General features: G+C 63.9%; 12 protein-coding genes. 4 read left to right on the top strand and 8 right to left on the bottom strand.

Annotated features, from left to right (window positions below; translation table 11 throughout):
• Nucleotides 1–251: 251 nt before the first annotated feature.
• Nucleotides 252–1,472 carry a tyrosine-type recombinase/integrase gene (locus HHUB_RS13205; protein ID WP_059058331.1) on the top strand — a complete coding sequence of 407 codons (1,221 nt, stop codon included), beginning with the start codon at nucleotides 252–254 and terminating at the stop codon, nucleotides 1,470–1,472.
• A gap of 50 nt (nucleotides 1,473–1,522) precedes the next feature.
• Here HHUB_RS13205 and HHUB_RS13210 read toward each other — a convergent pair whose 3' ends face one another.
• From HHUB_RS13210 to HHUB_RS13230, 5 genes are read right to left on the bottom strand one after another with little or no spacing between them, the layout of a single operon-like run.
• Entirely contained in the window at nucleotides 1,523–2,641 is a 1,119-nt protein-coding gene (locus tag HHUB_RS13210; protein ID WP_059058333.1) for an ABC transporter ATP-binding protein, read from the bottom strand.
• Nucleotide 2,642: 1 nt separating this feature from the next.
• Nucleotides 2,643–3,794, bottom strand: a complete 1,152-nt coding sequence (locus HHUB_RS13215; RefSeq protein WP_059058335.1) for an ABC transporter ATP-binding protein — start codon at nucleotides 3,792–3,794, stop codon at nucleotides 2,643–2,645.
• A 2-nt stretch (nucleotides 3,795–3,796) separates the two neighbouring features.
• Nucleotides 3,797–4,726 carry a carbohydrate ABC transporter permease gene (locus tag HHUB_RS13220; protein ID WP_059058337.1) on the bottom strand — a complete coding sequence of 310 codons (930 nt, stop codon included), beginning with the start codon at nucleotides 4,724–4,726 and terminating at the stop codon, nucleotides 3,797–3,799.
• Nucleotide 4,727: 1 nt separating this feature from the next.
• Nucleotides 4,728–5,681: a carbohydrate ABC transporter permease gene (locus HHUB_RS13225; RefSeq protein WP_059058339.1), complete on the bottom strand. Its 954-nt coding sequence runs from the start codon at nucleotides 5,679–5,681 to the stop codon at nucleotides 4,728–4,730.
• A gap of 29 nt (nucleotides 5,682–5,710) precedes the next feature.
• Entirely contained in the window at nucleotides 5,711–7,036 is a 1,326-nt protein-coding gene (locus HHUB_RS13230; RefSeq protein ID WP_179204600.1) for an ABC transporter substrate-binding protein, read from the bottom strand.
• A gap of 561 nt (nucleotides 7,037–7,597) precedes the next feature.
• On the opposite strand from HHUB_RS13230, the gene HHUB_RS13235 reads away from it, so the two are divergent.
• Together HHUB_RS13235 and xacF are read left to right on the top strand one after the other, a co-directional pair.
• Complete coding sequence (locus HHUB_RS13235; protein WP_059058800.1) at nucleotides 7,598–8,332, top strand: fumarylacetoacetate hydrolase family protein; 735 nt, start codon at nucleotides 7,598–7,600, stop codon at nucleotides 8,330–8,332.
• A 95-nt stretch (nucleotides 8,333–8,427) separates the two neighbouring features.
• Nucleotides 8,428–9,870 carry a 2,5-dioxovalerate dehydrogenase gene (xacF, locus tag HHUB_RS13240; RefSeq protein WP_059058341.1) on the top strand — a complete coding sequence of 481 codons (1,443 nt, stop codon included), beginning with the start codon at nucleotides 8,428–8,430 and terminating at the stop codon, nucleotides 9,868–9,870.
• A gap of 311 nt (nucleotides 9,871–10,181) precedes the next feature.
• On the opposite strand, the gene HHUB_RS13245 is transcribed toward xacF, so the two are convergent.
• A complete protein-coding gene (locus tag HHUB_RS13245) occupies nucleotides 10,182–10,652 on the bottom strand; it encodes a universal stress protein (protein ID WP_059058343.1) in 471 nt (156 codons plus the stop codon).
• Nucleotides 10,653–10,765: 113 nt separating this feature from the next.
• Here HHUB_RS13245 and HHUB_RS13250 point away from each other — a divergent pair, with 113 nt between their 5' ends.
• A complete protein-coding gene (locus HHUB_RS13250; protein WP_059058345.1) occupies nucleotides 10,766–12,163 on the top strand; it encodes a GntP family permease in 1,398 nt (465 codons plus the stop codon).
• 106 nt (nucleotides 12,164–12,269) lie between these two features.
• Here HHUB_RS13250 and gfo6 read toward each other — a convergent pair whose 3' ends face one another.
• Together gfo6 and HHUB_RS13260 are read right to left on the bottom strand one after the other, a co-directional pair.
• Complete coding sequence (gfo6, locus tag HHUB_RS13255; protein ID WP_059058347.1) at nucleotides 12,270–13,340, bottom strand: D-xylose 1-dehydrogenase Gfo6; 1,071 nt, start codon at nucleotides 13,338–13,340, stop codon at nucleotides 12,270–12,272.
• Nucleotides 13,341–13,405: 65 nt separating this feature from the next.
• A complete protein-coding gene (locus tag HHUB_RS13260) occupies nucleotides 13,406–14,548 on the bottom strand; it encodes an ABC transporter ATP-binding protein (protein WP_059058349.1) in 1,143 nt (380 codons plus the stop codon).
• Nucleotides 14,549–14,653: the final 105 nt, after the last annotated feature.

The raw sequence follows: 14,653 nt of genomic DNA on the forward strand, positions 1-14,653 counted from the left end.
ATTTGATATAGCAGAATAAACTTTATACTAGTGTGGGTATCGACTACTCAACCGATAGGAGACTGGAGACCGTCAAAATCGGCGTATTTCGTATCTAACCCTGCTGGTCGTGATTACCCCAATAATCACGACCAAATTGAAGTACCCTCAAGCCCTCGGGTAAGCACGAATGCCGCACACACCTCATGACGGCGCTTTCCCCGGGGTAGAGGCACCGAGACTGGGAACGCTGGTCGGTGGAGGGCTGTCCGATGGCTGATCGGGCGCTTTCGACGCCGCTCGACGACAGCTTTGAGCGCTACTTGCAGGACAAGGGGAAAGGCCGCGGCGGCGACGGCGGGAACTACCGGCGGAACGCCGCGCGCGAACTCGAACGGTTCGCCGAGTGGGCCGCCGGCGATCGCGGCGGCTGGCCTGGCATCGTCACCGACGACGAAGACCGCGTACCGACGTTTTCGGACCTCGACGAGCGTGTTTTCAGGGAGTACGCCCGCCACCTCGCTGGCGACCGTGGCCTCAAACAGAATACGGTACAAACCTATTATCGCTATATCTCTGCGTGGTGTGGCTGGTGCGTCAACGAGGGGTACCTCGAAGCCCACTACGCGCAACGCGCGAGCGCGATGGCGCCACTCCCGGAAGACGACGGCCGGAAGCCCGGTGACCAGCAGGCGTGGACGTCCGAACAGCGCCACGCCCTCACCCGGTACGTCGACGAACACGCGCGTGAAGCCATCGAGACCTACACGACACTCCCGGATGACACTGACCCGTTAGACCGCCAGCGTGCACGTTACGAGGCGTTGAAGGCGGCGCGTGACCGGGCTCTCGTGTTCGTTATCGCGTACACGGCCGTTCGCGTCGGGGAACTCCTCCGGGACCCGAACGACCCGCGGCGGCGCGGCGTCCGCTGGGAGGACCTCTCGCTCGACGAGGGGAGCATGGATGTCTACCGGAAGAAACAGCAGTGGGACGCCGCCAGTCTCCCCGACCCGGTGATTTCGCCGCTGCGGAGCTACCGGAAACTGATGGACCCACCTGCGGAGCGCTGGCCGGTATTTCCAACGCTCGACCAGCGGACGCTCTCGGCGCTCGTTCAGGACGAGCTAGCCGACCGAGGGGAACGCTCCGATGCCATCGCCCAGCGACGGGACGAGTACGCTCGCGACCTCCTGCTGGCGCTCGATGAGGATATTCGGCCGGAGTCGATCACGACGGACGGCGCGCGGTCGATTCTCCAGCGACTCTCGGCGGCCGCCGACGTCAACGTCAACGACGCGAAACACGACTATCTCGCCCCGCACGGCGGTCGTCGGGGGATGGGCGAAGTCCTCGTTCGTGCGTTCGGGTACACGGTCGCGGCCCGGTATCTCGACAACTCCGAGGAGATGGTCCGCGAGCACTACTCGCACATCGAGGCCGGCGAACTCGGCGATGTCGCCACCGACGCGCTCGACGAAATCGACGCCTGAACGGCGACTGGAACTCCGCTGCCTGCCACTTCAATCCTGTCGGGAGCGACCTAAGTGAACGACAGCTCTCGGTTCTTCACAGCCTCGCCGGTCTCCCGGTCGAAGAGGTGAATCGCTTCCTCGGGGAACCCGACAGTCACGCGGTCGCCACGGCTCACGCTCGGGATTCCCTCCGTCGTCGCGACGAACGAGGCCGCCGAATCTCCGTCCCCGAACTGGAGGTGAATGATGTTCTCGTTGCCCATCGGTTCGACGACGGTCACCTCCGCTGTGAACTGCTGGTCGCGTTCGACGTCGTCCGCGACTCGCACGTCCTCGGGGCGAATCCCGAACACGAGTTCAGTCGCGTCTACTTCGTCGGCTAGTGCCGCGGAGAGCTGGAACTCGAAGGCGTCGGTCGTGATGCGGCCGTCGTCGAGCCGCCCGTCGAAGAAGTTCATCGAGGGTTCGCCGAGGAACCCCGCGACGAACAGGTTCGCGGGCTCGTGGTAGCACTCCAGCGGGGTGCCGACCTGCTGGAGCTCCCCGCGGTCCAGGACGGCGATGCGGTCGCCCATCGTCATCGCTTCGGTCTGGTCGTGAGTGACGTAGACGGTGGTGACGCCGAGCTGTTCCTGCAGGTGCTGGAGTTCCGTGCGCATCTGCGCGCGGAGCTTCGCGTCGAGATTGCTCAGCGGCTCGTCCATGAGGAACACTTCGGGGTCGCGGACGATAGCGCGGCCCAGCGCGACGCGCTGCTGCTGGCCGCCCGAGAGTTCGCTGGGCTTGCGGTCCAGCAACTCCTCGATGTCCATCATCTCGGCCGTCTCGACCACGGTGTCCTCGATTTCGGCGCTGGTCATGTCCGTCGACTCCTCGAGCCCGAAGGACATGTTCGCACGCACCGACTTGTGGGGGTACAGCGCGTACGACTGGAACACCATCGCGGTGTCGCGGTCCTGCGCGGAGACGTCCGTCACGGACTCCCCGTCGAGGCGGATGTCGCCCTCGGAGACAGTTTCGAGGCCGGCTATCATGCGCAGCGTCGTGGACTTCCCGCAGCCGGAGGGACCGACGAGCACGAGGAAGTCGCCGTCGGGGACCTCAATGGAGACGTCCTCGACGGCGACGACGCTCGCCTCACCGTCGCGATACACCTTGGTTATCTCGTCGAGTTCTAGTGCAGCCATGTTACGTGTGTTCCTGGTTCGCCTCGAGGCGTGGGTTCCGAAGCGCCGCGCCGGTCTCGCCGTCGAAGACGTGGACGCTCTCGGGAGCGATGCTGACCACGACGTCCTCACCGGCGTCGAGTACGTGCATCCCGTCGGTCACCGCCTGTAGGACGTCGTGGTCGCCGGTCGTGTCCGGATGCGTGAGGTGGACGACGTTCCGGTCGCCGTGCGTCTCGTTCACCGTGACGACCATCGGGAACTCGTGGTCGCTGCGGTCCTCCGTGCTCGACGCTTCGGCCGGTCGAATGCCGACGTCTTCCGGTCGCACGCCGAGCACGAGGCCGTCGGTTTCCGCGTTCGTCTCGACGGCGTCCGCGATTTCGGGCGGGAACGGGTACTCGACGTGTTCGCTCGCGAAGCCGTCGTCGGTCCGCTCGCCGCGGAGGAAGTTCATCGAGGGCTCGCCGATGAAGCCGGCGACGAACTGATTGGCCGGCTGGTGGTAGAGCTCGAGCGGCTCGCCGACTTGCTGGAGGCGGCCGTCGTCCAGTACGGCGATGCGGTCACCCATCGTCATCGCCTCAGTCTGGTCGTGGGTGACGTACACCGTCGTCACGCCGAGGTCCTCCTGGAGATTCTGGAGTTCGGTGCGCATCGACGACCGGAGCTTCGCGTCGAGGTTCGCCAGTGGCTCGTCCATGAGGAATACCTCGGGGTCGCGGACGATAGCGCGGCCCAGCGCGACGCGCTGCTGTTGGCCGCCCGAGAGTTCGTCGGGCTTGCGGTCCAGCAACTCCTCGATGCCGAGGTCGGCGGCGACGGCTTCGACGCGCTGGTCTCGCTCCTCGGCCGTGTAGCCGCTCTCCTCTTCGAGGCCGTACCGGAGGTTCTGACGGATTGTCATGTGCGGGTACAGCGCGTAGTCCTGGAACACCATCGCGATGTCCCGGTTCTGCGGCACCCGGTAGTTCATGTGCTCGTCGTCGATGTAGAGGTTCCCCGACGTCGGGCTCTCCAGCCCCGCAATCATTCTGAGCGTGGTGGACTTCCCGCAGCCGGAGGGACCGACGAGCACGAGGAACTCCCCGTCCTCGACGGTTATCGTCGCGTCTTCGACGGCCACCTCGCTACCGTAGCGCTTGGTCAGGTGGTCGAGTTGAATGCGCCCCATCGTCACCCACTCTCCGTGCGCAGTCCCTTGGTGAACTGTTCGGCGAACGCCACGTAGAGGAGTATCGTCGGGAGCGCCGCGAGGAACGCCGCGGACATCCGAATCCCGAAGTCGATGCGGGACGTCGACGCGCCGATGGACGGGAGAATCAGCGTCACCGGCGCCGCGGGGTTGTTCGCGCTCGTGATGAGCGTGAACGAGAACAGGAACTCGTTGTAAATTTGGGTGAACTGGTAGATGAACACCACGCCGAACATCGGCTTCGAGAGCGGCAACACGATTCGTCGATAGATCTTCGTGATGCTGGACCCGTCGATTTTCGCGGCTTCGACCAGCGAGTTCGGGAGCCCCTTGTAGTACGAGCGGAACAGGATCGTGCAGATGGGGATGCCGTACGCCACGTGCGTGATGATGAGTGGAACGAGTTGGGAGTGATACCCCTGCAGCAGCGGAATCGTCGCGAACAGCGGTTCGAGCATCTGCGCGAGCGGGAAGATGTTGTTCCAGAACCGAGCCAGCGGCACGAGCACGGCCTGGTACGGGACGAACACGCCGATGAGGAACAGCGACAGCAGCGCCAACTGGCCGCGCCAGCGCACCATCGTCAGGCCGTAGGCGGCCATGCTCGCCAGCACCACGTTGATGACCGTCGCCGGGACGGCCATCAGCAGGGAGTTGACGAACGCGTTGGACAGTCGCCCGAGCGCGTACTCGATGTTCGACAGCGTGAACCCGTTCCCGAGCGGCGGGACGAACGGGATCGTCCGCGAGACCGCTTCGTTGGTCTTCAGCGCGGTCATGATGCCGGTTTCGATGGGGACGAGGAAGAACCCGAGGAAGAGCACGACCAGCGTGTACTGGCCAACGCGCTTGAGGTTGACGTCCTCGACGAGCGATGCGACGTCGATGTTCTGGTCTGTCGACTGTGACATGCTAGAGGCTCCCCTTCCGGTGCTGGTAGTACAGGTACGGGGCGATGACGCCCAGCGCGAGCAACAACAGCATCGTCGCGATGGCCGCGCCGTACGCCCACTTCCCGAACTTGAACGCCTGTCGGACCATCAGCGTCGCGAGGATGTCCGTGCCGTTCGGCGGCCGGTACTGGCCGACCAGCGCGTAGAGGAACGTGAACGCCTTGAGCGCGAACACCATCAGGACGACGGCCGCGCTCACGGAGGACTCCTTCAGCTGCGGGATGATGATGCGGGCGTACGTGCGGAGGGTCCCGGCGCCGTCGACTTTCGCGGCCTCGAACTGGTCGGCAGGAATCGACTGCAGGCCGGCCAGGTAGACGACCATCGCGTAGCCGCTGAACTGCCACACGAGCGCGAAGATGACCGCTGCGAGCGCGACGTCGGGGTTCCCGAGCCAGTTGATTGGCTCCAGCCCGAATGCCTCCATGATGACCGTGAGCACGCCGTTCTCCTGGTTGTACATCCACAGCCAGAGCTGGGCGGTCACGACGAACGACAGCGCCATCGGCAGCAGGTACACCGTCTGAACCTTCTCCTTGAACCGGATGCCGTGGTCGAGGAGGACTGCCAGGAACAGCCCGAGCCCCAGCGAGACCCCGGTGAACGAGACGAGCAGCACGAAGTTGTTGATGGCGGCGCGGCGGAACGCCTCGTTGCCCAGCGCTCGCCGATACATTTCGAAGTCGAAACTCCCGAACGTCGGTCGGCTGAGACCGGCGTAGTCCGTGAACGAAATTGCGAGGTTGTAGCCGATACCGCCGTAGACGGCGATTCCCATGAGGAGGAACGGGATGCCCCAGTAGGGAGCGGACCGGACGAAGTCGCTGTTCAGGATGTACCTAAGTTTCGTCCGCCAGCCGACCGTCTCCTCGGTCGGCGTCTCGGCGTCTTCGTTCGCGTGTTGGGTTGACATTAGGCTGACTAGTTTCGCGTCGGCGGGCGTTAGCTCGAACCCCCGGAGACGGCTTCGAGCAAGCCGTCAGCAGCGGCTTCCGCGTCGTACGGCCCCATGAAGTTGTTCCCGATGGCGCTCTTGCAGGCGTTCATCGCCTCGGGTTCGACTGCGAGCCCGTGGGCGATTGTCGGCGGATACGCGTCCGAACTCGTGAGGTCCTCGTAGGTCATCGCGAGGAAGTCGCTCAACTCGCTCGGGTCGATGTCGGTCCGCAGCGGCACCGAGCCCTTGAGGTTGTTGAACGCGATCTGGGCTTCCTTCGTGCCGACGAACTCCTGCCACGTCCTCGTCTTCTCGGGCGTCGGGTTGTTGCTCGGCGTGACGAACGCGTCCACGTGGTAGAAGTACAGCCCTTCCGTGCCGGGGAACGGCACCCAGTCCCACTCCTCGCCGAAGTTGAACTCGTCGTCGGCGCGGAACATCCCGTACAGCCAGTTGCCGCCGTGGATGCACGCCGCTTCGTCCGCGATGAGCTTCTGTGCGGCCTGCGTGTACCCGATAGAGGACGCGTCCTCGGTGATGTAGTTCTCCTGAATCTCTTGGAGGGTTTCGAGCGCGTCGATGACGGCGGCGCGGTCGCCGTCTCCGGCGATGAAGTTCTCGTACGCCTCGACGCCGCTCTGACTCGTGAGAATCTGCGCCCACGTCTGGAGGCCGAGGAACGGCGCCTGCATCCCGTGCGCGAACGGCGTGTAGTCGGTCTCCGAGCCGATGGTTTCGAGCGCGTCGACGAAGTCGGGAACGCTCTCGAGGTTCGCGGGGTCGATGCCGGCTTCCTCGAACGCCGCGGTGTTGTAGAACAGGTTGTTCATCCGGTGGGAGCCGATGGGGACGGCGGGCATCTTGTCGTTGAACGTGCAGAGTTCCACGACGCGGTCCTGCATGCTCTCCTTGTAGCCCGCCTCCTCCCAGACGTCCTCGTGGTCCATCAGGCTGCCTCGGTACCGTTCGAGGTTCTTCCCCGGCCAGTTGGCGAACGACCCCATGGGGTTGGCGTTGGTCAACCGCCTGAGGACGGTGGTGTTCAGTTCGACGTTCCCCTGTCCGCCGACGGCCTTGATGTTCGAGTCGAGGTCCGGGTAGGCCTCGTTGAACGCTTCTGTGAGTGCGTCGACGGCGTCCGAGCCGTCCCCCCCGGTCCAGCCGTGGAGCACTTCCAACGCCTGCGAACTTCCGCCACCGCCGCCGCCGCCGTCGGAGTCGTCGCCCCCGCCGCCGAGGCAGCCGGCGGTTCCTGCTGCGGCTGCGGCCGCCAGCCCGCCGAGATATGTTCGTCTGTCGATTCCATCACCGTGTTTGTCGTTATCAACCATGCAGGTTCGAACACTACAACATAACTATATAAATTTACCGGACGTATAGGAATTTTGCAACAACCGTGTGAGGCCCCGCACAGCTCAGACGGCACTTCTTCCGCTAGTACCGGAAATAATACGCTATCGCCCCCAGCCTCGAACCAGTAACTGCACACCCCCGCCCAGTATTGTCGGTAGGATTCTCGTACGAACGTGCACCTCGACCAGATCTACCAGCGGTGCGAATCTGAACGAGTGGTCCCAGTGGTCGGCCTTTCGCCGTCTAGCGTGGTAGTGCTGGCCAGTCTTCTTTCGCTCCCGCAAGTCAGCCGCCACGCGACAGCCCTTCCGCCGTCTTTCTTCCGGTTACACCGGAGTACTGGTTCAGTCATCGTGGCGTTGCGGGGTTCGAGCGCCTAGAATTACAACTCTATGGTTGTAACATTTCTAGCGCTTGAATTCCGCTATTAGCGGAAATGGTGTCTCGACGCTGCCGTCTCTGGAATTCGACCGGCGAGCAGCCATCGCGGCCTCCCGAAAACCACCACTAGTTAGTACGTGGTGGCCAACCACGGCCACGTGCATCGCGTTAGATTTCGAGACCCAGCAGGGAGTGTCAGACAGGGAACCTGGAGCGACGACGGCATCGAGTTCGGAGACCGCGTCTACGACCCCGCGGACGTCGATGTCCTTCCACCTACCGACCCGTCGAAAATTGTCTGCGTCGGCCTCAACTACGCTGACCACGCCGAGGAGGAGGGAATGGACGTGCCGGACCGGCCGCTGCTCTTCCTGAAGCCGCCGAACACGGTGTCCGGGCACGGCGACACGGTCACGCTCCCCGCCGGCAAAGACACCATCGAGCACGAAGTCGAGCTCGGCATCGTCGTCGGCGAGCAGTGTCGGAACGTCGACGAGGCCGACGCCATGGACGTCGTCGCCGGGTTCACCTGTGCAAACGACGTGTCGAACCGCGACGACCAGTACGTCGAACAGAACTGGGTGCGCGGGAAGGCCTTCGACAACTCGTGTCCGCTCGGCCCCGTCGTCGCAGACCCGGCCGACGTTCCCGAAGATGCCAGTGTCGAGCTCCGCGTGAACGGGGAGATGCGTCAGTCGTCGTCCATCGCGGAGTTCATCTTTTCCGTCCCCGAAATCGTCGCCGAAATCACCCAGTACATAACCCTCGAACCCGGTGACGTCGTCCTGACCGGGACGCCGGCGGGCGTCGGCCCGCTCGACGACGGCGACCGCGTCGAGGTCGAAGTCGAGGGCGTCGGCGTCCTCGAACACGACGTCGAGCGGCTCGACTGACCCCGCTCGCCGGGTCGTCTCGCCGCCGCTCGCGTGCCGTAAACCCGTCCGGTATCAAAAATTCCTTCCGTGTGAACTGTGAACTGACCAATCGTATGACGGACACGAACACGAACTACGTGAACGGAGAGTGGGTCTCGTCGGCGACTTCCGAGACCATCGATGTCGCGAACCCCGCAAACCCTAGCGAGGTCGTCGCACGATACCAGCAGTCGGGCAGCGAGGACGCCGACGAAGCGGCCCGAGCAGCGGCGGACGCTGCGTCTGACTGGGCGGACACACCCGGTCCGGAGCGCGGGCGCATCCTCCGGCAGGCTGGCACCATCCTCGCCGACCGCAAAGACGAACTCACCGAACAACTCGTTGCCGAGGAAGGGAAGGCGCGCCCCGAAGCGGCCGGTGAGGTACAGCGGGCTATCGACATCTTCCACTACTTCGCGGGGAAGGCCGCTGACCTCGGTGGCACCGTGAAGGGGTCCAGCAGCCGCGACACCACCCTCTACACGCGGAAGGAGCCGGTGGGGGTGGCGGCGCTGATCACGCCGTGGAACTACCCGATTGCGATTCCGGCGTGGAAGCTCGCGCCCGCTCTCGCCGCCGGCAACACCGTCGTCCTCAAGCCCGCCAGCGCCGCGCCCGGTCCCGCTGTCGCGCTCGCGGAAGCGCTGGACGAAGCGGGGCTTCCTGACGGCGTGCTCAACGTCGTGACTGGGCCGGGAAGTGACGTTGCGAGTACTTTCGTCGAGCACGAGGCCGTCGACGCCGTCTCGTTCACGGGGAGTAGTCAGGTGGGTGAGATGGTGTACGACCAGGCGACCGACCAGGGCAAGCGTGTTCAGACCGAACTCGGCGGGAAGAACCCGACACTCGTTTCGGAGTCTGCGGACCCGGAGGAGGCGGCGGAAATCGTCGCTACTGGCGGGTTCGGCACGACGGGGCAGTCGTGTACCGCTTGCTCTCGCGCAGTGGTTCACGAGGACGTCTACGACGAATTCGTGGATGCGCTCGTCGCCGAAGCCGAGTCCATCGACATCGGCCCTGGCCTGGAAGCGGAGATGGGGCCGCAGGTCAGCCAGAGCGAACTCGATTCGACGCTGGAGTACATCGACATCGCACAGGACGAGGGCGCGACGCTGGCCGCCGGCGGTGGCACGCCCGACGAGTACGACTCCGGGTACTTCGTGGAGCCCACCGTCTTCACGGACGTTTCCAACGACATGCGTATCGCCCAGGAGGAGGTGTTCGGGCCGGTCGTCGCCGTCATCAAAGTCAGCGACTTCGACGAAGGCCTGGAAGTCGCCAATGATGTCGAGTACGGCCTCTCCGCGAGTGTGGTTACGGACGACCACACGGAAGCCAATCGCTTCGTTGACGAAGCTGAAGCCGGTGTCGTCAAAGTCAACGAGAAGACCACCGGCCTCGAACTGCACGTCCCCTTCGGCGGGTTCAAGCGCTCCTCCTCGGAGACGTGGCGCGAACAGGGCGACGAAGGCCTGGAGTTCTACACCATCGAGAAAACCGTCTACGACAACTACTGACAGCGAGCGTTCGTCTCCAGCCCGCGACCTATCGGCGACCGCGTTCACGTCGGATCTGCGGTCTCGTCCGTGACACCGCTGGCGCGTGACCGGTTGTCGTGCTTTCAGCTGTCGATGGGGTTAGCCGCCGCTGACGCGCAGCTCTTTTCGCGTGTTCCCGCGTTTGAATCCCGCAACGAACGCGTTGCGGCCAATGAGGTCGAATTCCATGCGACAGTCAAGGTTTTGTAACAGACGAATCGGAGGGGCGAATTATCCTGCCACTCGATTTCGCTCGACAGGACCGGTGCCTGATGGTCGAGTGTCGGCTTCTATGTGCCGTTTCGGACAACGTGGGTGGTGACGAAGCCGTCGAAGTTGAGGATGACGCGCTGGGAGAAGTCACCGAAGATTGCTTTTCCGGTCGGGGACCGCTGCTGGCTGGTGATGAAGACGTGGTCACAGTTGAAGTCTTCCGCCGCCGTGAGCGTCGCCGTTCCGTACCCACCGTCGATTACTCGCACGACAGCTTCGTACTCGACATCAATTCCGTCGAGCGCCTCCTCAACGTACTCCTCGAGTGCGGCTTCGGCGGCGGTGACGAACTCCGCTTCGTTGTCGTAGGTAACTCCCTCGACGCCGCCGAGCGCCTCGAACTTCTCGATGCCGGAGCCAATCTGTCGTTCCGTCGCAAACGTCAGGACAACTAGCGGGGCGTCGGATCCGCGTGCTTGCTGTGCTGCCTCCCGGAGGATTTTGTCGTGTGGCTCCGGCTCTTTGATGACGATTAGCCCTCGTTCCATAGGTCCGCCGACGAACGGAGAGTCGTTAAATCTACCGACGCACTCAGGTAGATGACTGTGTGCTACAATCACGAACTTTTATAGCAAACGATGGTCGAGTTCGATTTGGAGAGATGCCACCAACATTACCAGCACTCGCGGCGTTGATTATCGGTGTCGCTGTCGTCGTACTGTTCCTCGTTGTCTGGGACCTACCCGCATTCGTCGGGCTCGTCCTCTCGGCGTTCATCGTCGGCGTCGTGAACGCCTTTTTCCTTCCCGACATCGCGTTCGGGACGATACCAAGTGAAGTAGCGACCGCGTTCGGGAACAACATGGCTGGCATCGGTATCCCGATTCTGATGGCAGCCATCATCGGCAAGTCGATGACGGAATCCGGGGCCGCGAACCGCATCGTCCGGTCGTTCCAGTCCGTCGTTTCGGACAAAAATGCCGACTTCGCGCTCTGGGGGAGCAGCACACTCCTCTCGATCCCCGTCTTCTTCGACAACGTCTTCTACCTCATGGCGCCGCTTGCTCGCTCGATGCGCGCACGCATTGGGAAGAACTACGCACTCTACATCGCCGTCGTCGGTGGCGGTGGAACTGCCGCCCACGCCTTCGTTCCGCCGACACCCGGCCCGCTCGCCGTCGCTCAGGAGCTCGGCGCTGGCGAATCTATTCTCGGAATGACGATCATCGTCGGTCTCGCAGTCGCGATTCCGTCCGCACTTGTCGCTGGCGTCGGATATGGACGGTTCATCAACAAGCGAATGGACATTCCGCTCCGGGACACGATGGGGACCAGTGCCGAGGACCTTGAACGGCAGGCGAACCAGCCCACGTCGAACCTGCCCGGCTTCTTTGAGTCTCTTCTCCCTATTCTCGTCGCCGTCCTCTTCATCGCCGCCGGCACGTTCGTCAATACATTCCAGAACGTCTACCCGTCCCTGCAGCGTATTCAAGAACTCACGACGTTCGTCGGGGATGCGAACTTCGCGCTCACCATGGCAGCCATCGTCGCTGCGCTCACGTACCTCCGCATGGACGACTTCCCGCGGCAGGTGTGGCAGGATGAGCTCACCGAGGCCCTACAGAACGGCGGGAACATCGCCGCAATCACTGCCGCTGGCGGGGCGTTCGGCGCGATGCTTGCGGCCTCCAACATCGGCGCGGTCATCGCGGACGCACTGAGCGGCATCGGCGTCGGTCTACTGGTGACCGCGTGGCTCATCGCGGCCATCGTCCGCATCGCGCAGGGCTCGGCAACTGTCGCGATGATCACCACCGGCGGCATCATGGCGCCCCTCGTCCCGGAACTCACCGTCCACCCAGCCTACCTCGTGGTCGCCATCGGTGCGGGCGGGATCACGACGTCGTGGTACAACGACTCTGGGTTCTGGATCGTCAAGGAGATCGGCGGCCTCACGCAGTCCGAGACGTTCAAGGCGTGGACCGCTGTCACGTCCATCTTGTCTGTCGTCGCGCTCTTCATCATCCTCATCTATTCGACGATGTTCCCGCTCGCATAACGCGACGACCATCCGCTTCGACCGGCGTGACGGTGTCTCTTTTCGCGTCGTTGCTTCGACGACGAGCGCTCAAGAAGCGAGATTCTCTCGCTGGTACTCCGGCTAACTACTGTAGCTTGACCGTCGCGCCCGTCTCCGCGGACTCGTGTAGCGCTTCGAGGACGCGCATGTCGTAGAGGCCGTGGTCGCCGTCCGCGTACAGGGGCTCCCCGGAGAGCACGCGGTCGGCGAAGTAGTCGAACTCCTCGGTCATCTCGTTGACGTCGTCGGCGGACACCGAGAACATGCGGTCGTCGGTCTCGACGGTGAGCTCACACTCCATGTGGAACGCCGGTGACAGCGTGAGCTGGCCGTCCATCCCCGTAATCGTCAGCTCGGTGTCCTCGTAGGCGTTCTGCGTCGCGGTGAACGCCGCGTACACGCCGTCGTCGTAGACAGCGGTGGCCGTCGAGCGCTCGTCGGGGACCTCGCGGAACGCCTCGTGCGTGGACGCCATCTGCGCTTGCACGGAGACGGGGTCCGAACCGAGGATGAACCGCGTGGTGTTGATGGGGTAGATGCCGAGGTCCATCATCGACGTGCCGTAGCCGCTGGCGTCCGGGTCGAGGCGCCACTGGTCGGGGTCGTCGATGATGGACAGAAGCGACTGCGAGTTGTTCCCGTACACCTGCACGGGTTCGCCGATGGCGCCGCTCTCGACGAGCTCGCGCGCACGGCGGACCGCCGGCTCGGTGTGCATCCGGTAGGCGACCATCAGCGGAATCCCGGCGTCGTCGGCGACCGCGGCCATCTGTTCGGCGCGCTCGACGGTCGCCTCCATCGGCTTCTCGCAGAGCACCGCCTTTCCGAGGTCCGCGGCGGTCTCGACGTATTCGAGGTGGTAGGCGTTCGGCGTCGCGACGTAGACGGCGTCGTACTCGTCGGCGCACTCGCCGTCGTGGTAGGCGTCGCCGGAAATCGCGTGCGGGACGCCGGCCTCGTCGGCGAACCGCTGTGCTTTCTCCTGTGAGCGACTGACGAGGACGGTCACCTCACAGAGGTCTGTCTCCCGAATCGCGGGAATCGCCTCGTCGACAGTCCACCACCCGAGGCCGACGAGCGCGAGCCGCACCGTGCCGTCGGTGGTCTCCTGCCAGTCGCGGTCCGTGAACGAGTCGACAGCCTGTTCGAAGTCCATGTACGGTACAGCGCAGACCGCTCAAATAAATGGTCGTGACTCGCCGGCGGACTCGCGGCTCACGCTCACGCCGTGACTTCGTGCTGGCCGCGCTCCTCGGCGAGGATGTTCTCGCCGTCGGACTTCCGGAAGAGGTGGACGTCGTCCTCGTCGAAGGAGACGGTCAGGGCGTCGTTCTCCTCGGGCTTCACGTCCCCGGGCACCCGCACGCGACACTCCTCGACGCCCTCCATCTCGAGGTAGAGGTAGTTGTCCGACCCGACCGGCTCCAAGACGTCTAGCTTCGTCTCGATGGCGTTCTCGGTGCCCGCCTCGGCGATATAGATGTCTTCGGGGCGAATCCCGAGCACGAGCGAGGCGTCCTCGCCGACGCGCTCGCGCACCCGTTCGGCGCGTTCGTCCGAGAGTTCGTACTCGAAGTCCGCGGCCGTCAGCGTCGTTCCGTCGAAGGTCACGTCGAAGGTGTTCATCGCGGGGCTGCCGACGAAGTCCGCGACGAAGAGGTTTTTCGGCTCGTTGTATATCTCGTCGGGCGTCCCGATTTGTTGGACTTCGCCTTGGTCGAGGATAGCGACGCGGTCGGACATTGTCATCGCCTCCTCCTGGTCGTGAGTTACGTAGATGAACGTGGTGCCGAGGTCCTCGTGGATGCGCTGAATCTCCGTGCGCATGTGCGCTCGGAGCTTCGCGTCGAGGTTGCTCAGCGGCTCGTCCATGAGGAACACCTCGGGGTCGCGGACGATGGCGCGACCGGTCGCCACGCGCTGTTGCTGGCCGCCGGAGAGGCTGCCCGGCTTCTTGTCGAGTTGGTCCTCGATGCCCATCATCTCGGCGGCCTCCTCGACGCGTCGCTGGACCTCGTCGTCGGAGAGGTCGGAGGTCAGTTTCAGGCCGTAGGCCATGTTCTTCCGCGTGGACATGTGGGGGTACAGGGCGTAGTTCTGGAACACCATCGCGACGCCCCGGTCCTGGGGCTGGATGTCGTTGACGACGCGGTCGCCGATGCTGATGGTCCCCGAGCTGATGTCCTCCAGTCCGGCGACCATTCGCAGGAGCGTGGACTTCCCCGACCCGGAGGGGCCGACGATGGTGAGGAACTCGCCGTCCTCGATGTCGAAACTGACACCGTCCACGGCGACAATCTTCCCCTCGCCATCGGCGCTGCCGTCGTAGAGCTTCGATACGTTCTCGATGCTAACGCGGCTCATGAAGGATGATTATTATCAATGTATAATAGTTCTTCGGATGGGTCGCGGGTTTCGAAAACTCCACCCGGTCGGTGTCCCGCCCGCCCGGCTACCTCGCGGAAGCGG

The organism is Halobacterium hubeiense, from assembly GCF_001488575.1.
GTDB classification, from domain to species: Archaea; Halobacteriota; Halobacteria; order Halobacteriales; family Halobacteriaceae; genus Halobacterium; species Halobacterium hubeiense.

Bases quoted from the DNA above. Each gene is read 5' to 3' on its own strand.
- HHUB_RS13215 (WP_059058335.1), bottom strand. From the start codon at position 3,794: ATGGGGCGCATTCAACTCGACCACCTGACCAAGCGCTACGGTAGCGAG.
- HHUB_RS13250 (WP_059058345.1), top strand. From the start codon at position 10,766: ATGCCACCAACATTACCAGCACTCGCGGCGTTGATTATCGGTGTCGCT.
- xacF (WP_059058341.1), top strand. From the start codon at position 8,428: ATGACGGACACGAACACGAACTACGTGAACGGAGAGTGGGTCTCGTCG.
- HHUB_RS13230 (WP_179204600.1), bottom strand. From the start codon at position 7,036: ATGGTTGATAACGACAAACACGGTGATGGAATCGACAGACGAACATAT.
- HHUB_RS13210 (WP_059058333.1), bottom strand. From the start codon at position 2,641: ATGGCTGCACTAGAACTCGACGAGATAACCAAGGTGTATCGCGACGGT.
- HHUB_RS13245 (WP_059058343.1), bottom strand. From the start codon at position 10,652: ATGGAACGAGGGCTAATCGTCATCAAAGAGCCGGAGCCACACGACAAA.
- gfo6 (WP_059058347.1), bottom strand. From the start codon at position 13,340: ATGGACTTCGAACAGGCTGTCGACTCGTTCACGGACCGCGACTGGCAG.
- HHUB_RS13225 (WP_059058339.1), bottom strand. From the start codon at position 5,681: ATGTCAACCCAACACGCGAACGAAGACGCCGAGACGCCGACCGAGGAG.
- HHUB_RS13220 (WP_059058337.1), bottom strand. From the start codon at position 4,726: ATGTCACAGTCGACAGACCAGAACATCGACGTCGCATCGCTCGTCGAG.
- HHUB_RS13205 (WP_059058331.1), top strand. From the start codon at position 252: ATGGCTGATCGGGCGCTTTCGACGCCGCTCGACGACAGCTTTGAGCGC.
- HHUB_RS13260 (WP_059058349.1), bottom strand. From the start codon at position 14,548: ATGAGCCGCGTTAGCATCGAGAACGTATCGAAGCTCTACGACGGCAGC.